At 70.8% G+C, this 19,055-nt stretch carries 19 protein-coding genes; 11 read left to right on the top strand and 8 right to left on the bottom strand.

What is annotated here, in order from left to right; genetic code table 11:
* Positions 1 to 51 precede the first annotated feature (51 nt).
* From QSV35_RS00645 to QSV35_RS00630, 4 genes are read right to left on the bottom strand one after another with little or no spacing between them, the layout of a single operon-like run.
* Positions 52 to 2,019 (bottom strand): ABC1 kinase family protein, encoded by a 1,968-nt coding sequence (locus tag QSV35_RS00645; RefSeq protein ID WP_286287798.1) that lies wholly within the window; start codon positions 2,017 to 2,019, stop codon positions 52 to 54.
* A gap of 55 nt (positions 2,020 to 2,074) precedes the next feature.
* Positions 2,075 to 2,695: a response regulator gene (locus QSV35_RS00640; RefSeq protein WP_286285653.1), complete on the bottom strand. Its 621-nt coding sequence runs from the start codon at positions 2,693 to 2,695 to the stop codon at positions 2,075 to 2,077.
* Positions 2,692 to 4,023, bottom strand: a complete 1,332-nt coding sequence (locus tag QSV35_RS00635; protein WP_286285652.1) for a sensor histidine kinase — start codon at positions 4,021 to 4,023, stop codon at positions 2,692 to 2,694. The genes QSV35_RS00640 and QSV35_RS00635 overlap by 4 nt, the downstream gene beginning before the upstream one ends.
* Positions 3,986 to 6,079 carry an MMPL family transporter gene (locus QSV35_RS00630; protein ID WP_286285649.1) on the bottom strand — a complete coding sequence of 698 codons (2,094 nt, stop codon included), beginning with the start codon at positions 6,077 to 6,079 and terminating at the stop codon, positions 3,986 to 3,988. The genes QSV35_RS00635 and QSV35_RS00630 overlap by 38 nt, the downstream gene beginning before the upstream one ends.
* 272 nt (positions 6,080 to 6,351) lie before the next feature.
* On the opposite strand from QSV35_RS00630, the gene rpmB reads away from it, so the two are divergent.
* From rpmB to QSV35_RS00600, 6 genes are all read left to right on the top strand, one after another.
* Positions 6,352 to 6,588 (top strand): 50S ribosomal protein L28, encoded by a 237-nt coding sequence (gene rpmB, locus QSV35_RS00625; RefSeq protein ID WP_018187658.1) that lies wholly within the window; start codon positions 6,352 to 6,354, stop codon positions 6,586 to 6,588.
* Complete coding sequence (gene rpmG, locus QSV35_RS00620) at positions 6,588 to 6,758, top strand: 50S ribosomal protein L33 (RefSeq protein WP_029145259.1); 171 nt, start codon at positions 6,588 to 6,590, stop codon at positions 6,756 to 6,758. Before rpmB ends, rpmG begins: the two co-directional genes overlap by 1 nt.
* Before the next feature lie 3 nt (positions 6,759 to 6,761).
* Positions 6,762 to 7,067 (top strand): 30S ribosomal protein S14, encoded by a 306-nt coding sequence (rpsN, locus tag QSV35_RS00615; RefSeq protein WP_286285630.1) that lies wholly within the window; start codon positions 6,762 to 6,764, stop codon positions 7,065 to 7,067.
* Between the two features lie 150 nt (positions 7,068 to 7,217).
* Positions 7,218 to 8,405, top strand: a complete 1,188-nt coding sequence (locus QSV35_RS00610; RefSeq protein WP_286285627.1) for an alpha/beta hydrolase — start codon at positions 7,218 to 7,220, stop codon at positions 8,403 to 8,405.
* Between the two features lie 132 nt (positions 8,406 to 8,537).
* Entirely contained in the window at positions 8,538 to 8,825 is a 288-nt protein-coding gene (locus QSV35_RS00605; protein ID WP_286285625.1) for an HU family DNA-binding protein, read from the top strand.
* Between the two features lie 86 nt (positions 8,826 to 8,911).
* Positions 8,912 to 10,894, top strand: coding sequence for a bifunctional copper resistance protein CopD/cytochrome c oxidase assembly protein (locus tag QSV35_RS00600; protein WP_286285623.1), 1,983 nt, complete (start codon positions 8,912 to 8,914; stop codon positions 10,892 to 10,894).
* Positions 10,895 to 10,998: 104 nt separating this feature from the next.
* Here the strand turns inward: QSV35_RS00600 and QSV35_RS00595 are convergent, their stop codons facing one another.
* Complete coding sequence (locus QSV35_RS00595) at positions 10,999 to 12,258, bottom strand: hypothetical protein (protein ID WP_286285621.1); 1,260 nt, start codon at positions 12,256 to 12,258, stop codon at positions 10,999 to 11,001.
* A gap of 54 nt (positions 12,259 to 12,312) precedes the next feature.
* Here QSV35_RS00595 and QSV35_RS00590 point away from each other — a divergent pair, with 54 nt between their 5' ends.
* Positions 12,313 to 13,689, top strand: a complete 1,377-nt coding sequence (locus tag QSV35_RS00590; RefSeq protein ID WP_286285620.1) for an ATP-dependent DNA helicase — start codon at positions 12,313 to 12,315, stop codon at positions 13,687 to 13,689.
* 6 nt (positions 13,690 to 13,695) lie between these two features.
* Here the strand turns inward: QSV35_RS00590 and QSV35_RS00585 are convergent, their stop codons facing one another.
* Both QSV35_RS00585 and QSV35_RS00580 read right to left on the bottom strand, forming a co-directional pair.
* Entirely contained in the window at positions 13,696 to 14,343 is a 648-nt protein-coding gene (locus QSV35_RS00585) for a biliverdin-producing heme oxygenase (RefSeq protein WP_286285618.1), read from the bottom strand.
* A 33-nt stretch (positions 14,344 to 14,376) separates the two neighbouring features.
* Positions 14,377 to 14,688 carry a DUF2470 domain-containing protein gene (locus QSV35_RS00580; protein WP_286285616.1) on the bottom strand — a complete coding sequence of 104 codons (312 nt, stop codon included), beginning with the start codon at positions 14,686 to 14,688 and terminating at the stop codon, positions 14,377 to 14,379.
* A 126-nt stretch (positions 14,689 to 14,814) separates the two neighbouring features.
* On the opposite strand from QSV35_RS00580, the gene QSV35_RS00575 reads away from it, so the two are divergent.
* From QSV35_RS00575 to crcB, 4 genes are all read left to right on the top strand, one after another.
* Positions 14,815 to 16,074 carry a serine hydrolase domain-containing protein gene (locus QSV35_RS00575; RefSeq protein WP_286287797.1) on the top strand — a complete coding sequence of 420 codons (1,260 nt, stop codon included), beginning with the start codon at positions 14,815 to 14,817 and terminating at the stop codon, positions 16,072 to 16,074.
* Positions 16,075 to 16,112: 38 nt separating this feature from the next.
* Complete coding sequence (locus QSV35_RS00570) at positions 16,113 to 16,997, top strand: EamA family transporter (RefSeq protein ID WP_286287796.1); 885 nt, start codon at positions 16,113 to 16,115, stop codon at positions 16,995 to 16,997.
* A gap of 304 nt (positions 16,998 to 17,301) precedes the next feature.
* Positions 17,302 to 17,703 (top strand): fluoride efflux transporter FluC, encoded by a 402-nt coding sequence (locus QSV35_RS00565; protein ID WP_286285615.1) that lies wholly within the window; start codon positions 17,302 to 17,304, stop codon positions 17,701 to 17,703.
* Positions 17,700 to 18,074: a fluoride efflux transporter CrcB gene (gene crcB, locus QSV35_RS00560; protein ID WP_286285613.1), complete on the top strand. Its 375-nt coding sequence runs from the start codon at positions 17,700 to 17,702 to the stop codon at positions 18,072 to 18,074. The genes QSV35_RS00565 and crcB overlap by 4 nt, the downstream gene beginning before the upstream one ends.
* A gap of 6 nt (positions 18,075 to 18,080) precedes the next feature.
* On the opposite strand, the gene QSV35_RS00555 is transcribed toward crcB, so the two are convergent.
* Positions 18,081 to 19,043 carry an NAD-dependent epimerase/dehydratase family protein gene (locus QSV35_RS00555; RefSeq protein ID WP_286285611.1) on the bottom strand — a complete coding sequence of 321 codons (963 nt, stop codon included), beginning with the start codon at positions 19,041 to 19,043 and terminating at the stop codon, positions 18,081 to 18,083.
* Positions 19,044 to 19,055: the final 12 nt, after the last annotated feature.

Raw genomic sequence — 19,055 nt, 5'->3', positions numbered from 1 at the left:
CAGTAGTGGCGTCCGCACCGCGCACGCGCCGGGCCGCGCAGGGAATCCTCGTCAGTCGCGCCGCTGCCGCCGCCGGAAGACGTCGAAGACGACGCGCAGAGTCAGCACCCCGGAGACCACCACGAGCAGATACCCGAACAGCTGGTAGAGCGTGAGCGTGTCGTTGATGCGCGGTCCGACGGTGCTCGTGAGCAGCATCGCCGCCATGATGCCGAACACGCCTGCGAGGAACGTGATCGCGGCGAGATTCAGGAACTCTCGTACGAGGGCCCGGTCGCGCTTGTCGGCGAGCAGCCGGACGTTGACCGCCAGCCGCCCGTCGGCGAGGGACCCGGTGATGCGGTCGATGCGGTGCGGCAGGCGCCGGGCGAGCGGGATCAGGGCGGTCAGTTCGTCCGCGGCGGTGCGGATGATCGCCGACGGGCGCTGCGCGCGGGTGACGCGCTCTTTCGCGTAATCGGATGCCGCGTCCACGAGGTCGAAGTCGGGGCTCAGCACGCGCAGGGTTCCCTCGACGGTGGCGACTGCGCGGAAGGCCACGGTCAACTGCGGCGGTGCGCTCAGCCCGTGCGCGGAGAGCACGGCCATCACCTCGGCGAACGCGGAGGCGTCGAGCGCCGCGCCCGGACCGAGGCGGCGGGAGAGGAAATCGCCGATCTGCCGGCGGAGCGCGAACTCGTCGACGTCGTCGGGGAGGTCGACGAAGGCGATGAGTGCGTCAGCGAATGCGACCGAATCGCTGCGGGAGAACGCGAGCAGCAGGTCGGCGACCTGAGCGCGGACCTCGGAGTCGAGGCGGCCGACCGATCCGAAGTCGAGCAGTGCCAGCTCGGCATCCGGCGTCACCATGACGTTGCCCGGATGCAGATCGGAGTGGAAGACCCCGTCGTCGATGATCTGCGTCAGCGTGGTGTCGAATAGGCGCGCCGCAAGGCCCGCGCGCACCTCGTCCGTCAGAGCGGACACCGCAGCCGGGTCGCTGAGGGTGCAGCCCTCGACGAATTCCATCACGAGGACGCGGCGCGAGCTCAGCGACCGGTGCAGGCGGGGGATCCGCACGCGGCGAGCGGCCGGGTACCTCTCTTGGATCACGGCCAGCGCAGCGACGTTCGTGGCCTCGATGCGGTAGTCGATCTCGTCGAGCAGGTTGTCCGTGAGGCTCTCGGCGAGGTCCTCGATCCCGAACCGCCGTGCCCACGTCGCCGTCTCGCCCAGGCGCTTCGCGACGCGGCGCGTGATGTCGACGTCGCGTTCGACGAGCGGCACGATGCCCGGCCGCTGGACCTTCACGGCCACGCGCTCGCCCGTCGGAAGCTCGGCGGCGTGCACCTGGCCGATGGATGCCGCGGCCACCGGGACGGGATCGATCGTTGCGAAGACCGCGGACACGGGCGCGCCCAGCTCGGCCTCCAGGGTGGGTGCGATCTCTGCCCAGGGCACCGGCGGGACCGTCTGCTGCAGGCTCGCGAGGGCGGTCGTGAACTCGACGGGAAGCACGTCGGTGCGTGTGGACAGGAGCTGGCCGAGCTTGATGAACGCGCCGCCCGCGTCCTCGAGAGCGGCGCGCAGTGCCACGGCCTGGCGCGTCCGCTCCGCGGCTCCCGCGCTCGTCTGCTCGGTGTTCAGCTTGAACGGGACGAGCTTGTGCCGTGTCGCGATCCGCACCAGCTCGGAGTAGCGACGCGCTCTGGCGGAGGTGCTCCGCGCGGCGCGGACGATGTGCCCGGGCCCAGGCACGCTGCCCTGAGGGACTAGCAGCTCCGCGACGACGAGGAAGGTCGTGGCCACGAACAGCACGACGCCGAACTGAACGAGCAGCAGCGCCGGGTTGTAGGTTCGGGAGCCCCACACCGCCTGGGACTCGAACCCCACCTCGGCGCCCAGTGCGAGCACGCCCGCCAGGATGATCCGGATGGCGCCGATGCGCACGCCGAGCACCCGCCGGGCGAACGCGCCGATCAGCAGGACGATGACGATCGTTGCGAGCGCGATCAGCATGACCTCGCCGATGATCTGCATGACGTTCACTGAAGTCCTCCTCGTCCCGATTCCCGCCGCACCCGCTCCGAACGGATCAGAGCAGACCCGCCTCCCGCGCCACCGCCAGGGCGCGCGACCTGCTGTCCGCGTCGAGCTTCGCGAAGATGTGCACGAGGTGCGTCTTCACCGTGCCCTCCGTGATGAAGAGCGACTTCGCGATCTCGCGGTTCGACGCACCCGTGTCGAGCATGCGCAGCACATCCGTCTCGCGGTCGGTCAGGCGCACGCGCGGTCGACGGATCCCCTGCACGACGCGGCCCGCGAGTTCCGGGGTCAGCACCATCTGTCCGGCGGCCGCCTGGCGGAGCGCCGCCACGATGGTCGACGGAGGGACGTCCTTCAACAGGTATCCGGCGGCACCCGCCTCGATCGCGGCGAGGATCTCGGCATCCCGGTCGAAGGTCGTGAGGATGAGGACGGCCGGCGCCGGCTCGAGGGCGCGGAGTGCCACGGTGGTCTGCACGCCGTCGAGGCCGTCGCCGAGACGCAGATCGCACAGGACGACCTCGGGATGCAGATGCCCTGCGAGCGCGATCGCCTCCTCGCCGGACGCCGCCTCGCCGACGATGCGCACGTCCTCGCGCTGATCGAGGAGGGCGCGCAGCCCGGTGCGCACGATGGGGTGATCGTCGACGATGAGAACGGAGATGCTCACGGTGTCACCGTCCCGCCGGCCGGAGCTCCGGCGGTGAGGGGCACGAACGCCGAGAGCGCGGTGCCCTCGCCCGGCACGCTCTCGACCTCGAGGCCGCCGCCGAGCTCGCGCAGCCGCGCGCGCATCGCGCGCAGTCCGTACCCGCCGTCGGCCCCCGCACCGAGCGCGTCGCGGCCCGCCGCATCCCAGCCGGCCGCGTCGAAGCCGGTGCCGTCGTCGACGATGTCGAGCCGCACGCTGTCCTCTGCGTCGGCGAGGCTCACGACGACCCGCGTCGCGCCCGCGTGCGTGCGCACGTTCGCAAGGGCGGACTGCGCAGTGCGGAGCAGGGCGACCTCCGTCACGGTAGGAAGGGTCGGCAGCTCGTCCGCGTGCAGTTCCGTCGCGATCCCGGTTTCGTCGTGCAGGCGGGTCAGCAGGCGCCCGAGCGCGTCGGCGAGGGCGCCCTGCTCCAGTTCGGCGGGCACCAGGGCGGCCACGATGCGGCGTGTATCGGCAAGGCCGTCGCGCGCGAGGTCCTGGATCTGCTCGAGGGCGCGCGTCGCGCGGGCCGCATCCCCGCTCTCCAAAGCGGCGCCGGCCAGCATCCCGATGGACGACACGCTCTGCGCGACGGTGTCGTGGATGTCGCGCGACAGGCGCACCCGCTCGGCCGTCGCGCCGGAGGCTCGCTGCATGCGCGCCAGCTCGTCCTGCAGCGCGGCGGTCTCGTCGTGGGCCGTCACGAGCGATGCGATGAGCCGCCGCCGCTCGCGTGCGTCCTCGACGAGTTCGAGGTAGCCGCGCGCGATGCCGAACGCGAAGACGGCGCCCACGAACGGGCCGATGATGTCCGCATACGTCGTGCCGCCGTTGCGGGCCGCCGGAACGGCCACGACGATGGCGAACACGACGGCTCCGAGCACGATCGCCCAGCGCATCCGCATGATGAAACCCGCGAGCAGCCAGATCGGGAAGGCGAGCCACACGAACTCGTCGGACACCGCCACCGCGCCCGCCCAGATGAGCGACAGGCCGACCAGCCACCACGTCGCGAGGGTCCGGTCCGAGACGCGGGAGGCGAGGACGAGCCCGCCGAAGTACCACCCGGCGAAGACGACCGCGACGGCGATCGTGAGTGCCGGCGGCGTGCCATCGGAGATCGCCCGCCAGGCGCCGATCACGAGCAGCACGATCGTGATGACGGCCTGTCCGACCCGGATCGAGCCGAGCAGCGCCGACAGGGTCCGCGGCACGGCGGCGTCGGGGCCCGGCTCGGACGCATCCGAACCGGGCGCCGCCGTCGCGGGCTCAGCGCGCCGCGACGAGATCCGCGGTGGGGTCGGCATCCTTCGATTCTTCCGCGTTCGGGCCGGTCGTGCTGGACCGCTGCAACCGGCTCGGCCACCACATCCGGTCGCCCACGAGGGCGAAGATCGCGGGAACCATGAGCGTGCGCACGACGAACGTGTCGACGAGCACGCCGATGCCGACGATCACGCCGATCTGTCCGAGCGTCACGAGAGGGAGAAGGCCGAGAGCGGCGAACACCCCAGCCAGGACCAGGCCCGCGCTCGTGATGACGCCGCCGGTGGCCGCGAGCGCCTCGACCATCGCCCCGCGCGTGCCGAGCGTGCGCACCTCGGACTTCGTCCGGTGCACGAGGAAGATCGTGTAGTCGATCCCGAGCGCCACAAGGAAGAGGAAGGCGAGCAGCGGCACCTGGAGGTCCAGCGCACCCCACCCGAACAGGGTCCGGCTGAGCCACGCTCCGGCGCCGATCGCCGCGGCGGCGCTCGCGGCGTTCACGACCAGCAGCAGCACCGGTGCGAGGAGCGCGCGCAGCAGCACGATGAGCACGACGAGGCTGACCGCCAGCACGAGCGGGACGATGAGGAGGAAGTCGCGCAGGTTGCCCTCGCGGGCGTCGAGATCGGATGCCACCGCCCCGCCGACGAGGGCATCGGCATCCGCGACACCGTGCGCCGCCTCCCGCACGTCGCGGACGAGGTCGAGGCTCGCCGTCGTCCCGGGCGCCGCCTCGCCCGTCACGAGGATGCGGGTCAGCGAGCCGTCCGTCCCCGCCGGCGTCACCCGCACGACTCCGTCGACGCCTTCGATCGCCTTCTGCACCGCGCCGGCGCGGGCGGTCTCGGCGACGACGACCATCGGCTGCGCCTCCCCCGCGGGGAAGTGGGATCCGAGCACCTCGAGCCCGGCCGCCGACTCCGATGCGACGCGGAACTTCTCGACCTGGCTGAGACCGACGGTCGTGCCGAGCAGCCCCGTCGCCATCACGGCGAGCAGCGCCGCACCGCCGACGAGCGGGATCCATGGACGCCGCACGACGCGCACCGCGACGGCACGCCATGCGCGGCCGGGGCGCCGATCGTCGCCGACGCGCGGGACGAACGGCCAGAACACCCGGCGGCCGCACACCGCGAGGAGCGGAGGGAGGAAGAAGAGCGCGGACACGAGCGCGATGAGCAGCCCTACGGCCGAGGCGATCCCGAGCCCGCGCGTGCCGGGAATGGCGGCTAGCACGAGCGTCGCGAGGGACAGCACGACGGTGATGTTCGACGCGAAGATCGCCGGCACCGTTCCACGCCAGGCGTCGGCGAGAGCCGTGCGATGCGACGGCGTGCGCGCGAGCTCCTCGCGGTAGCGCGAGACCATCAGCAGGGCGTAGTTCGTGCCGGCGCCGAACACGAGCACGCTGACGATCCCCGCGTCGAACTGGAGGGCGAGCGCACCGCCGATCGCGGCCGTCGCCTTCGCGGCCAGCTGATCGGCGATCGCGACGACCGTGAGGGGGAGGATCCACAGCACCGGAGAGCGGTAGGTGACGATCAGCAGGAGCGCGACGATCCCGATCGTCACGAGCAGCAGGGTGAAGTCCGCCCCGGCGAAGGCGCCGGCGATGTCGACGCCGAACGCCGGCCCGCCGGTGACCTGCACGGCCACCCCGTCGATCGGATGATCGGCGATCGCCGCGCGCACCTCCTTGACCGATGTCGCGGTGGCGTCCATGTCGGCGGTGCCGATCTTGGTCTGCAGCACGGCGGCCTTGCCGTCATCGCTCGGGAAGGGGCCCGCGGCATACGTTCCGCCCGCGTCCTCGAGGACGGGCCCGAGCGCGCGCAGGGCCGTCAGGTCTCCCTGCGTCAGCCTCGCGCCGTCGTCGCGGCTCGCGACGACGAGCACCGTCTGCCGATCGGCTCCCGGGAAGGAGGCGACGAGGGAGGCGACCCGTGCGGACTCGGATGACGGCGGAGCCACATCGTTGCCCGCCGGTGCGGAGGCGCGACCGAAGAGGCCGAACAGGAGCGTGACCGCAAGGGCGACGAGGGCGAGGGAGATCCAGGCTCCACGCCGGGACGTCAGCCGGTCGGGGAGGGAACGCAAAGCTCGATTCACCCCTCCAGCCCACCGGACGAGGCGCCGGAGCGAATCGCAAGAGCGATGGATGCCGGCATCCATCGAACGATGGAGGCGATCGCCCGAGTCAAGGCGACACGCCCCGCCATGCTAGACTGACTCTTTGTCTGCGCGCTCTCCTGTGCGCAGTTCGCTCCCACAATGACATCCGGGCCGGAAACGGTCCGCTGCAGCGTGGGAACAGACAAGGGATCTTGGGTGGGGCCGTCCGGCCTCACGGTATTGAAGGAGTCACCGAAATGGCAGCAGTGTGCCAGGTGACCGGAGCGGTTCCCGGCTTCGGTCACAACATCTCGCACTCGCACCGCCGGACGAAGCGCCGCTTCGACCCGAACGTGCAGAAGAAGACCTACTTCGTCCCGTCGCTGGGTCGTAAGATCACGCTCAACGTGTCCGCCAAGGGCATCAAGGTGATCGACGCGCGCGGCATCGAGTCGGTCGTGAAGGACCTCCTCGCGAAGGGTGTGAAGCTCTAATGGCGAAGAAGGCTCAGGACGTCCGTCCGATCATCAAGCTGCGTTCGACCGCGGGCACGGGTTACACCTACGTCACGCGCAAGAACCGCCGCAACAACCCCGACCGCATCGTGCTCAAGAAGTACGACCCGGTGGTGCGCAAGCACGTCGAATTCCGAGAGGAGCGCTGACACATGGCGAAGAAGAGCAAGATCGCTCGCAACGAGCAGCGCAAGGTCGTCGTGGAGCGTTACGCGGCCAAGCGCGCTGAGCTGAAGAAGCAGCTCATCGACCCCAACTCGACCGACGAGCAGCGCGAGGCCGCTCGCGTCGGCCTGCAGAAGCTCCCGCGCGACGCGTCGCCGGTGCGCGTGCGCAGCCGCGACGTCATCGACGGCCGCCCCCGCGGTGTCCTCACGAAGTTCGGCATCTCGCGTGTCCGCTTCCGTGACATGGCGCACCGTGGCGAGCTGCCCGGCGTGACCAAGTCGAGCTGGTGAGCATCCGCTGACACTCCGAAAGCCCCCTGGTTCCCCGAACCAGGGGGCTTTCGTCGATCCAGGATGCTTCGCGCCCGGTTTCGAGGCGAACCCCCGGCCTCGGGGCTCGAACCTTGAGACGCGCTGATGCCGGAGTCGTAGAATCACGGAATGCCGCTCGACCCTCTCTTCGCCGAGCGTCTGCACGCGCATCGCCGTTATCTCATCGACCAGGCACTCGGCGACCTCAAGGGTCGGCTGTCATGGATGCGCCGGCCGGCGAAGACCGCGGCCGCGCCGTCCGCGGCCGCGGCGTCTGCCGGGGCGCCGTCAGAGTCGTCCGCTCCCGCATCGGCACCGGCCGCATCGGCGCCGACCGCCCAGTCGCCGCCGCGCACGCCCTCTCCACGCGAAGCGCGCGCGAGGCACCGTCGCGCGGCGATCGCGTGGGACCGCACGGAGCTCCGCACCGTCGGCACCCCCGGCCCCGACATCCCGACGACCGAGCACGTCGTTCCGGTGACCGGCTACCCCGATGTCCTGGTGCGGATCTACCGTCCCGACGCCCAGGGACTGATCCCCGCGTGTCTGACCCTCTACGGCGGGGCCTTTCGCATCGGCGGCATCGACTACCCGACGACGGATGCGGCGGCCCGCCGCCGGGCCGCCGCATCCGGAGTCGCGATCGTGTCGGTCGACTACGCGCTCGCGCCCGAGCACCGCTACCCGACACAGGTCGAGCAGGTCTACGCCGCATTCGACTGGATGATCCGCAACGCGGACGAGCTGGGGATCGACGCGGAGCGCGTGGGCGTCGCGGGGACGTCGGCTGGTGGATGCCTCGCGGCCGCGCTGACGCTCATGAACCGCGACAGGGCGGGGCATCCGATCCGGCTGCAGATCCTCGAGGTGCCCGTCGTCGACCTCACCGGCCGCCACATCGACCTGGCGCCGACGCGGGCCGTCGGCATCCCGAGCATCCTCGCCCTGCGGGAGATGTGGTCGGTGCGCCGCACGTACCTCGGCCGCACGTCACGCGCCAGAGAGCCGTACGCGTCGCCGCTGCTGGCCGGCGGCCACGCAGGGCTGCCGCCGGCGCTCATCCTGACGGCCGAGTACGACCCGCTGCGCGGCGAAGGCGCCGCCTATGCGGCGGCGCTGCGGGCGGCAGGGGTCGAGGCGAGCGCCGTGCGATACCTCGGTGTGACGCATGACATCCCGATCTTCACGGGTGCCCTGGCGGCCGCGCGGCGCTGGGAGGCGGAGGTCGTCGGTGCGCTGCGCACCCTTCACGGTGCGCAACAATCGTCACTTCAGCAACACCAGTCACAGCGACACGCCGCCGAGATGACGTCTTAAGCGCGGAATTCCGCGAGATTCCGCGGAATCTCGGTATATTCGGGGGCGGTCGAACCGACCAGCCGGGGGGCGCGAGTCCTCAGGTCCGTTGCAAGAAGGGCGATCGATCGATCGCTCCGGAGGACATCCACAATGGCTGACAAGTCCATCACCAAGACCGAGCTCGTCGCGAGCATCGCCAGCGCAACCGGCCAGAGCCAGGCTGCCGTCTCGGGCGTGCTCGACTCTCTCTTCGCCACCGTCTCCGACGCCGTCGCCAAGGGCAACAAGGTCTCGATCCCCGGCTGGATCGCCTTCGAGCAGGTTTCGACGGCCGCCCGCACCGGCCGCAACCCGCAGACCGGCGCCGAGATCAAGATCCCCGCGGGCAAGCGCGTGAAGGTCACCGCCGGCTCGAAGCTCAAGGCTGCGGTCAAGTAACCGACGCTTCCACGAGAGGGGGATGCCGCGAGCCGCGGCATCCCCCTCTCGTCTGTCCCACGGGCGCCGCAACGTAGGCTTGTAGGGTGAATCCCCGCGCCCTGCGGGCTCTCGGGCCTGCGATCCTCGCCGCGGCCGCGCTCGTCGCCCTGATCTGGGCGCTCGCGGTCGGCGGCGGTGCGGCGCCCCTCCTGATCGCGGATCCCGGCCCCGTCGTGCGCTGGGGCCTTCCGATCACGACGATGGTCGTGAATCTGTCGGCGGCGGGAATGGTCGGGTCGCTCATCCTGGCCCTGTATGCGCTGCGTGCCGGGGAGAAGCCGTTCGAGCGGGCGGCGGATGTGGCATCCGTCTCCGCCGCCGTCTTCACGGTCGCCGCCGGTGTCACCGGCTACCTCACGTACCTCAATGCGTTCAACCCGAAGGTCGATCTGGGCCTGCAGTCCGGTCAGCAGCTGGCCGACTTCCTCGTGCAGACCGAGCTCGGCCGCACGTGGCTCATCACGACCGTCGCCGGCGCGCTCCTGACCGTGCTGACCTTCGCCGTCCGCTCGTGGACGGGCACGCTCGTCGTCGCCCTCGTCGCGCTGGCCACCCTCGTCCCGATGGGGACGCAGGGCCACTCCGGGGATCTCGCGACCCACAACATCGCAGCGACGTCGCTCATCCTGCACATGATGGGCGCGGCGGCGTGGATCGGCGGTCTCCTCACGGTCGTGATCGTGCGGCCGCTGCTCGGCCGGAGAGAGCTCGGGCGCGTTCTCGAGCGTTACTCGACGATCGCGCTCGTCTCGTTCGTCGTCGTCGCGGTGTCCGGCGTCGCGCGCGCCCTCGTCGCCATCGGCACGATCGCCGGGCTGTTCTCGCCGTACGGCCTGATCCTCGCCGTGAAGGTGGTCGCCCTTCTCACGATCGGATTCCTCGGCGCGATCTACCGCACGCGCCTGATCGGTCGACTGCGAGAGGATGCGGTGTCCCGCCTGTTCTGGCGCCTGATCGTCGTCGAGCTCGCCGTCATGGGCGTCGCGAGCGGCGCCGCAGCCGCCCTCGCCCGCACCGCGCCGCCCGCCGGAGAGGTCCCCACATCCTTCCCGACCCCGGCCGAATGGCTCACGAAGGCGTCGCTCCCGCCCGAGCTGACGCTCGCCCGCTGGTTCACCGAGTGGAACATCGACCTGCTGTGGGTGTTCGTCGTCGGCTTCGGCCTCTTCTTCTACCTCGCGGGCGCCTGGCGCCTGCATCGGCGCGGCGACCACTGGCCGATCTACCGCACCGTCATGTGGGTGCTCGGGATGCTGGCGCTCTTCTGGGTCACGTGCGGTCCGGTGAACGCGTACGCGGACTACCTGTTCAGCGTGCACATGATCGGGCACATGCTCCTGACGATGGCGATCCCGCTGCTGCTCGTCACGGGGGCTCCGGTGACGCTGGCTGCGCGCAGCATCCACAAGCGGGGTGACGGATCCCGCGGCGGACGCGAGTGGATCCTGTGGGCCGTGCACACGCCGCTCGCGCGGGTCCTGACGAACCCGTGGGTGGCGGCCGGCCTCTTCGTCGGGTCGCTGTGGATCTTCTACTACACGGATCTGTTCCGCTGGTCGCTGTACGACCACCTGGGGCACGAGTGGATGACGGTCCACTTCCTCATCACCGGCTACCTGTTCGTGCAGTCGCTCATCGGCATCGACCCGGTGCCGTACCGGGCGCCGTATGCGTTCCGGCTGCTGACGCTCATCGGCGTCATGGCGATCCACGCGTTCTTCGGCATCGCGATCATGATGCAGACGGGGCTCATGGTCGCCGAGTGGTTCGGGTCGATGGGCCGGACGTGGGGTCCGACGCCGCTCGACGACCAGTACATCGGCGGTGGTGCGGCGTGGTCGATCGGGGAGATCCCGACGCTCATCCTCGCGATCGTCGTCGCGATCCAGTGGAGCCGCAGCGACGAGAAGCTGCAGAAGCGCCGTGACCGGCATGCCGATCGCACGGGAGATGCCGAGCTCGAGGAGTACAACGCACGCCTCGCGGCCCTGGCCGAGCGCGACGCCCGCACCACCGCCGGCCACTGACGTTCTGCCGACTGCTCAACGAGCGAGGGCGGCTTCTCCCGGTCGGTCGTCGAGCGAGGGGCGTGGGGACGACCGAGACGAAGCGCGGGGATCTCCGAGAACTATCAGTCGGGGTCGATGCCCGTCACGCTGATGGCGGCGGAGCCGTCGGGCTGAGACGTCACGGTGCCGGTGACGATGAACTCGACATCCTCGTTCACGTGCCGGATCGAGCCGTCGAACAGCGAGCGCACGTCGACCTTGATATGGGCGACGGCGTGGGCGGGATCGATCTTCCAGCCGGCGCCGAAGGGCGAGAGCGCGATGGCCGGCTGCGACACCATCGACCAGGTCGGCGGCGCCGTGATGCGGTTGTCGACGACATAGCCGAACGGGCACGCCGTCGGCTGGAGCACCTTCTGCGTCGCGCACGCGGTGAGGAAGTCGTGCACGCGCGTCTGCACGGCCTTCTCGAACTGCTTCGTCGGCTGCGCCTGGATGTCGATGGGCGTCGCCTTCATCGGCGTGTTCGAGAGCACCGCGATGCCGGGCGATTGGGAGATCGGGGTGTCGACGGTCACTGAGTACAGTCCCGGCGAGAAGACGAGCAGCGGCACGGCGGCAAGCGGGTCGTCCGCGGCCTCGGCGGAGACCTGCCTCTTGTCGACCTCGAATCCGTTGACGCTGAACTGCATCGACCCGCGCACCGTCAGATCCACGACTGCCAGCGGGCTGCTCGCGAACCGCCATGCCGGCGCGATGCCGATCCATCCGGCCCGCTCGACGTCGAAGTCGCTGGTGCCGGGGTGTCCGCCTGCCGAATAGGCGACGGTGACGGTCGTGATGCCGTCGTGGTCCACGGTCTTGACGGCGTGGATGTCGGTGAGGGAGCCGAGCGCGGACTGCCGCAGCAGCGCGTCCGAGGCGCGCTCCGGGAGCCCGGCGGCGACGAGTTCGGAGGAGTCCACGGTGACGCCGGGCACAGCGAGCGCGTCCGCCGCGTCGTGGTCGGCGAGCATCTCCAGGTAGCGCGTCACGAACGCGGTCGGGCTGTAGAACTGCTGGAACAGGGTGGCCGTGCCGGCGCCGAGCGCGGCGACCAGCAGCACCCCGACCGCGCCGAGCAGGGTCAGGTCGCGCGCGAGGGAGCGCTTCCGCGCGGCGGATGGGGGCGATTCCGCGGATGCAGGCGGCACAGCCGCGATCGGTGCGGCCGGGGCATCCACGACGTCCGTCGGCGTCGTGTCGGCGTCGACCGACCGCGGGTCCGCGGGAAGCGAGGGAGGGAGCGGCGGCGGAGGAGGGGGCGGCGGCAGGGTCGCCTCCGAGACGGATGCCGCGGCATCCGTCGTCGCATCGTGCGCGTGCGCACCCCCCTGGCCCACAGGGTCAGTCTAGAAAGGGCGGCTGGAAAAGCCCTGGCGGCTAGCATGGTTCGGATGACCGTGCGTGAGCTCTCGGCCGAGCAGGAGGCCCTGTTCCGGCTGATCGAGGACACGCGCGAGCACGTCTTCGTCACGGGCCGGGCCGGCACGGGCAAGTCGACGCTGCTGCAGCACCTCGCCTGGAACACGAGGAAGCAGATCGTCGTGTGCGCGCCCACCGGGGTCGCCGCGCTCAATGTCGAGGGGCAGACGATTCACTCCCTCTTCCGGCTGCCGATCGGCCTGATCGCCGATCAGGAGCTCGAGCAGTCGGACGCGACACGCAAGATCCTGAACGCCATCGACACGCTCGTGATCGACGAGATCTCGATGGTCAGCGCTGACCTCATGGATGCGATCGACCGCTCGCTGCGACAGGCCCGCGGACGGCGCCGCGAGCCGTTCGGCGGCGTGCAGGTCGTCATGTTCGGCGACCCGTACCAGCTCGCACCCGTGCCGCCGCGCGGCGACGAGCGCCGGTACGTCGACGACCACTACCGCTCGTTCTGGTTCTTCGACGCGCGCGTGTGGACGGGCCGGGTCGAGGACGACGAAGGGATGCTCGGCGGCATGCTGAGCGAGGGCGAATACGGCGCCCCGTTGAACGTGCGCGAGCTGCGCGACATCCACCGCCAGTCCGACCCCGCCTTCAAGGCGATGCTGAACGCCGTGCGGTACGGCCGCGTGACGGCCGACATCGCGAAGGTCCTCAATGACACGGGTGCGCGCACGCCGCCGCCCTCCACCGACGGCGAGGCGCCGATCATCACGCTCGCGACGCGCAACGACCGCGTCAATGCGATCAACGCGAAGCACCTGGCAGACCTCGGCGGGCGCGAGCAGACCGCTGTCGCCGAGGTGAGCGGTGACTTCGGCCGCGGAGACGTGTACCCGGCCGACGTCGAGCTCAAGCTCAAGGTCGGCGCGCAGGTGATGTTCCTGCGCAACGACACCCAGCAGTTCGGGGAGGGACCGCGCTGGGTCAACGGCACGATCGGCACCGTGACGCGCATCGCGGGCGGCACCGTGCGCGTCGACGTCGACGGCGAGGAGCACGACGTCGAGCCCGCCGTATGGGAGAGGTTCCGTTACGCGTACGACCCGTCGTCGAAGAAGCTGACGCGCGACATCGTCGCCGAGTTCACGCAGTTCCCGCTCCGGCTCGCGTGGGCGGTCACCATCCACAAGTCGCAGGGAAAGACGTATGACCGCGCGATCGTCGACCTCGGCTCCGGCGCCTTCGCGCCGGGGCAGACGTACGTGGCGCTGTCGCGACTGACCTCGCTCGAGGGGCTGTACCTCACGCGACCGCTCCGCCCGAGCGACATCCGGGTGGACCCGGACGTGCAGCGGTTCATGCAGCGCGTCTGGGAGGCCGCATCCGCCTCCTGACGCCTGCTACGCGGCGGCCTTGGCGCGGCTGAGGTCCGCGAACACGGCCGTGTTGTACTCGTAGGCGCGCAGGACCTCGTCGATGACGCGCTCCTGCTCGGCGGCATTCCACGGCGCCGCATCCAGCTGTTCGCGGTAGACCTCCTTGAAGGCCTTAGGGTCGGCGATGTCGCCGAACAGGTAGAACGAGATGCCGTTCGTCTCGAACCCGAACTGACGCTGCATGAGCCTGCCGATGAACTGCCCGCCCGACAGGTCGCCGAGGTAGCGCGTGTAGTGGTGGGCCACGAAGCCGCCGGGCCAGGTCGCTCCGACGGTGCGGATGCGCGCGATGTACTCCTCGGTGGCCGGGAGCGGCTCGATGCGGTCGCGCCAGTCGGGCCCCAGGAGGAACTCGAGGTCGGCCTCGATCGCCGGCAGCCGGGTCAGCGCATCGGTGATGAAGACCGACGCCACCGGATCGTGCCGCATCCGGTCGGCGGCCTCCTCGAGGGCGTCGTAGATGAACCAGTGCTGCGCCGTGAGGTCGATGTAGTCATCGCGTGTCCCGCGGCCCTGGATGAGGTCGGCCATGAATCCGGCGTGTTCGCTGCCGGAGTGGGCGCCGCTGGAGCGCTCGCGAAGGGCGGTCGAGAACGGGATGAGGTCAGCCATACCTTCATGTTAGCTGAACCTAATTAGGTTCGCCTAACCATGTTCTGCGCGCGCGTCGATGCCGAGCCGGTCGCATGCGGCCCGGTACAGCTCGACGACCGCGCGGCGGACCTGCGGCCGCTCGCTGATCGGCCCGCCCGGCCACTGCACGCGGACGTCGACCGCGGATCCGTCGGGCAGCATCGCGCGCCAGTCGCCGCCGTCCCCGTCGAACCCTGTCATGGTCGCCTCGGTGGCATTCGGTTGCCCGAACGCGCGGACGATCAGGAGGTTGTCATCCGTGTGGTCGGAGTTCATGTGGCCGAGCACGCCGGCCAGCGCGGAGTCGTCGAAGGTGTGAACCATGAGAACAGCCTAAGAAACGCCAAGGGGGGAACCTCCAGTGATTGTGCTTGAATCGAAGGGCGGGAACTCCGCACTGGGCACGATCACCGGGGGGTGAGGATGCGGGTCCCGACGGCTAAGGGCCGGATGGCGGCGGTGGCCGCGACAGTCATCGCGCTCTCCCTCGCCACGGCTGGATGCGCTCCCACGCCAGCCGCCGAGCATGCGGCCGTCGCCGGCAACGGCGGCGACTTCGCGAAGGACACGCAGAAGCAGCTGCAGGATGCGGTGCACGCGGCGATGTCCGCCTCCGGCGCGTCCGGAGCCATCGTCGGGGTCTGGGCTCCGTGGGCCGGCGACTGGGTCGAGGGTCTCGGCACGCAGTCGCCGACGGACAAGACCGCGGTGACGACCGCCATGGACTTCCGCATCGCCGACGTCACACGGGCGATGACGTGCGACGCGCTCTACCAGGTGGCGGCGGACGGCACCGTCGACGTCGACAAGCCGCTCTCGACCTACGACCCCGGGTACCCCGACCTCGGGAAGACGACCCTGCGCCAGCTGTGCGACGGCACCGCGCCGATCGGCTCGTACCGGGCTTCGCTCGGGCCGGTCATGGCGGACAACCCGACGCGCCAGTGGGATCCGCACGAGCTCGTCACCTACGGACTCGGTCAGACGCTGCCCGCCGGCGGCGCCACCGCGTATCACGACTCCGACGCCGCCTACGTGCTCGTCGGGGTCATCCTCGAGCGGGTCACGGGGAAGACGATCGCGCAGATCCTGCATGACAAGGTGTTCGCCCCGCTGGGGCTGCCGTCCACGGCGCTGCCGGGGGCGTCCGCATCCACGCCGCACACGACCGGCACGGCGCTGACCGGGCTCAACTCCGTCAAGGGGGCGGACGGCAAATGGGTCTGTGACAAGCCCGCCGATGTGACGGATGCCTCGGCCTCCCTCGGCTCGTCCGCCGCCGGTGTCGTCTCGGACATCGATGACCTCGGCGCGTACGTCCAGGCGCTCGCGAAGGGCACGCTGACCCCCAAGGGCTCCAAGCGGTTCGCCTCTCCGCAGCCGGTGGCCGCGGGAACGCCGTCCTGGTACACCGCCGCAGGCGGGGCGTACCAGGCCGGGAACCTCATCGGGCAGTTCGGCGCGGTGCCCGGCTACGCGACCGCCGCGTTCTCCGACCCGGCGACGGGGCTGACCGTGGCCGTCGTGCTCAACAACTCGGGCGCAGGCGCCTCCGTCGCCGAGTACCTCGCGTGGGAGCTCGCCGCGATCGCCTCCAAGGCCCCCGCGGAGAAGGGCAAGAAGGCGCCGGCCGCCGGCCTGCCGTGGACCGCGCAGCAGTACGCCGACGCGATCGCCCAGTCCGCGATATGCGCCCCGCCGGCCAAGTGACCACGCGTTCACCGGCCATCCTCCTGGTGGTGGCCGGGATGCTGTGCCAGGAGGTCGGCGCCTCCATCGCCGTCCTGCTCTTCCCGAAGACCGGGCCGCTCGGCATGGTCATGCTGCGTCTCGTCTTCTCCGCCGTCATCCTGCTGGCAATCGCGAGGCCGCGCCTGCGCGGCCACACGGCGTCGGGGTGGCGCGCGGTGGTCGGCTTCGGCCTCGTGCTGGCGCTCATGAACGGGCTGTTCTACCTGGCGCTGTCGCGGCTGCCGCTCGGAGTCACCGTCACGATCGAGGTCCTGGGGCCGCTCGTTCTCTCGATCGTCGCCGCGCGACGGGCGTCGGCGTGGCTGTGGGCCGCTCTCGCGTTCGCGGGCGTCCTCGCGCTCGGCGGCGGCCGGTGGGACCATCTCGATCCGTTGGGCGTGCTCTTCGCGCTCGGCGCCGCCGCGAGCTGGGCGCTGTACATCGTGTCGTCGGCGCGCGTGGGCCGCGAGTTCCCGAAGCTCGACGGACTCGCGATCGCGATGACGATAGGCGCGGTGGTCGCTCTTCCGTTCGGAGTCCTGGATGCCGGAGCCCAGCTGCTGCAGCTGTCGGTGGTCGGTCTCGGCGCGGCCGTCGCCGTCCTGTCGTCGACGATCCCGTATGCGCTCGAGCTGATGGCGCTGCGCCGGATGCCCGCATCCGTCTTCGCGATCCTCATGGCGGCGTCCCCGGCGACCGCGACGCTCGCGGGCTTCGTGCTCCTCGGGCAGGCGATGACGTGGGTGGAGCTCGTCGGGATCGCGCTCGTCATCGCCGCGAGCATCGGAGCGGTGCGCAGCGCGGCCCCGAAGCGGTCGGCGCGAGTGGATGCGGATGCCGCTGCCGGCTCTCTGGAGCCGCCGGTCGAGCCGGAGGAGCCGTTCGCCGAGCCCGTCGCCTGACGCCCGGGCCCTTCCCGGTCCCCGAGCTCGTCATGCTCCCGGTCCCCGAGCTTGTCGAGGGGTCGTCCCGCTTCCGGTCCCCGAGCTTGTCGAGGGGTCGTCCCGCTTCCGGTTCCCGAGCTTGTCGAGGGGTCGTCCCGCTTCCGGTTCCCGAGCTTGTCGAGGGGTCGTCCTGTTCCCGGTCCCCGAGCGTGTCGAGGGGTCGTCCTGTTCCCGGTCCCCGAGCGTGTCGAGGGGTCGTCCTGCTCTCGGTTCCCGAGCTTGTCGAGGGGTCGCCCCGGGCCGTCCTGGCAGAATGGGCGCGATGTCCGACCGGCCCCTGCACCTGCGTCCGCGCTACCTTGCGCTCGTCTTCGCGGGCGGGGCGGCCGGGACGCTGCTGCGGTGGGCGCTGGCGCTGGCCCTCCCGACCGGGTGGCCGGTCGCGACCCTCATCGCGAATGTGACCGGCGCCTTCGCGCTCGGCTGGCTGCTCGAGGCGCTCGCCCTCCGGAGTGAGGACGAGGCGCCGGGGCACAGCATCCGCCTGCTCTTCGGCACCGGCGTGCTGGGCGGGTACACGACCTACAGCGCGTTCGCGGTCGACACCGATCTCCTGGGCTTCACGTGGCCGGCCCTCGCCTACATCGGCGCGACGATCGTTCTCGGAGCCGCTGCATCCCTCGCCGGAATCGCCATCGCCGCGCGGATCGGGCGCCGCGCATGACCGTCTGGGTCGTGATCGCGATGGCGGTCGCCGGCGGGATCGGCGCGGTGTGCCGGTTCATGCTCGACGGCATCATCCGGCTGCGGGTCGAGGCCTACCCGCTCGGGACGATGATCATCAACCTGACCGGGTCATTCCTGCTCGGGCTCGTGGTCGGCCTGGCTTCAGCCGGTGTGCTGCCCGCGGAGTGGCGGCTGATCATCGGCACCGGATTCCTCGGCGGGTACACGACGTTCAGCACGGCGAGCTACGAGGCCGTGCGCCTCGCGCAGCAGGGACGATGGCGCGCGATGTCGGTGCACACGATCGGCATGGCCCTGGGGGCGTTCGTCCTCGCGGGCCTCGGCCTGTGGCTCGGATCCCTCGCCTGAACGACCTCATACCGTCGCGGCGAGCACCTCGGACTCCTCGGCCGCGGTGAGGCCGGCGCGTCGGGGACGGTCGACACCTCGGGCGATCTCGTCGTCGAGGGTGTGCTGAAGGGTTTCGTCCAGCGGCCGGAGTGTGCCGCCGGACGCGAGGAACGCGGAGCCGTCGCGCTGCGCGAACCCGACATCCTCGGCCGGGATCCACAGCGGAAGCGAGCGCGGTCCTGACCAGTAGTTCACCCCGCATTCGAGCAGCCTGTCGTCGTCGAGATGCACGAGCTCGCCTTCGAATCCTGTGACGGCCGCCGCATCGGTCAGGAACTGCTCCAGCGCGTGGACGGCGCCGACCGCGTTGACCGTCCCGGTCTGCTGCTTCGTGCCCGCCGAGACGATCCAGGATGCGAGGTCCCGGACGTCGATCACCTGCACGAAGCGCCCCTCGGTCGTCGGAGCGAGCACGGTGCCCCCGCGATGCAGGCGAGCCGGCCAGTACCCGAACCGGTCGGTCGGGTCGCCCGGGCCGACGATGAGCCCTGGACGGCCGATCAGCAGGCGATCACCGACCCGCGCCGCGGTCGCCCGCTCGGCCGCGACCTTGGCGTCGGGGTATTGCGTGAGGTCGTTCGGCGCGACGATCTCCGCCGACTCGTCCGCGCCGGGTTCGTCGCTGCGTGCATAGACGGAGATGGTCGAGACGAGCGTCCAGTGCGCAGCGCGATCGGCAAGCGCGTCGAGGGCCGGCGCGACGAGCCCGAGATCGTATGAGAACTCCACGACCTCGTCCCACTCGCCCGTGAGCGCGTCGTAGGCGTCCGGGCTCCGTCTGTCCGCGCTGACGAGCCGCGCACCCTCGGGAGCCTCGCCCGAGTGGCCGCGCGCGAGGCAGACGACCTCGGCGCCTTCGGCGACGGCCGCCCGGGCGACCTCCCGCCCGAGCCATCCCGTTCCCCCGAGCAGCAGCACACGTCTCATGGGTGCAGTCAA

It is taken from the genome of Microbacterium candidum, assembly GCF_030315975.1.
Classification (GTDB): Bacteria; Actinomycetota; Actinomycetes; order Actinomycetales; family Microbacteriaceae; genus Microbacterium; species Microbacterium candidum.
The sequence above is the reverse complement of the archived record's forward strand: the minus strand, read 5'-3'. Positions and strand labels throughout refer to the sequence as shown.

Coding starts and splice junctions, on each gene's coding strand:
- QSV35_RS00645 (WP_286287798.1), bottom strand. CDS start 2,019: ATGCAGATCATCGGCGAGGTCATGCTGATCGCGCTCGCAACGATCGTC.
- QSV35_RS00635 (WP_286285652.1), bottom strand. CDS start 4,023: ATGCCGACCCCACCGCGGATCTCGTCGCGGCGCGCTGAGCCCGCGACG.
- rpmB (WP_018187658.1), top strand. CDS start 6,352: ATGGCAGCAGTGTGCCAGGTGACCGGAGCGGTTCCCGGCTTCGGTCAC.
- rpmG (WP_029145259.1), top strand. CDS start 6,588: ATGGCGAAGAAGGCTCAGGACGTCCGTCCGATCATCAAGCTGCGTTCG.
- rpsN (WP_286285630.1), top strand. CDS start 6,762: ATGGCGAAGAAGAGCAAGATCGCTCGCAACGAGCAGCGCAAGGTCGTC.
- QSV35_RS00610 (WP_286285627.1), top strand. CDS start 7,218: ATGCCGCTCGACCCTCTCTTCGCCGAGCGTCTGCACGCGCATCGCCGT.
- QSV35_RS00605 (WP_286285625.1), top strand. CDS start 8,538: ATGGCTGACAAGTCCATCACCAAGACCGAGCTCGTCGCGAGCATCGCC.
- QSV35_RS00590 (WP_286285620.1), top strand. CDS start 12,313: ATGACCGTGCGTGAGCTCTCGGCCGAGCAGGAGGCCCTGTTCCGGCTG.
- QSV35_RS00585 (WP_286285618.1), bottom strand. CDS start 14,343: ATGGCTGACCTCATCCCGTTCTCGACCGCCCTTCGCGAGCGCTCCAGC.
- QSV35_RS00580 (WP_286285616.1), bottom strand. CDS start 14,688: ATGGTTCACACCTTCGACGACTCCGCGCTGGCCGGCGTGCTCGGCCAC.
- QSV35_RS00575 (WP_286287797.1), top strand. CDS start 14,815: ATGGCGGCGGTGGCCGCGACAGTCATCGCGCTCTCCCTCGCCACGGCT.
- QSV35_RS00570 (WP_286287796.1), top strand. CDS start 16,113: ATGCTGTGCCAGGAGGTCGGCGCCTCCATCGCCGTCCTGCTCTTCCCG.
- QSV35_RS00565 (WP_286285615.1), top strand. CDS start 17,302: ATGTCCGACCGGCCCCTGCACCTGCGTCCGCGCTACCTTGCGCTCGTC.
- crcB (WP_286285613.1), top strand. CDS start 17,700: ATGACCGTCTGGGTCGTGATCGCGATGGCGGTCGCCGGCGGGATCGGC.
- QSV35_RS00555 (WP_286285611.1), bottom strand. CDS start 19,043: ATGAGACGTGTGCTGCTGCTCGGGGGAACGGGATGGCTCGGGCGGGAG.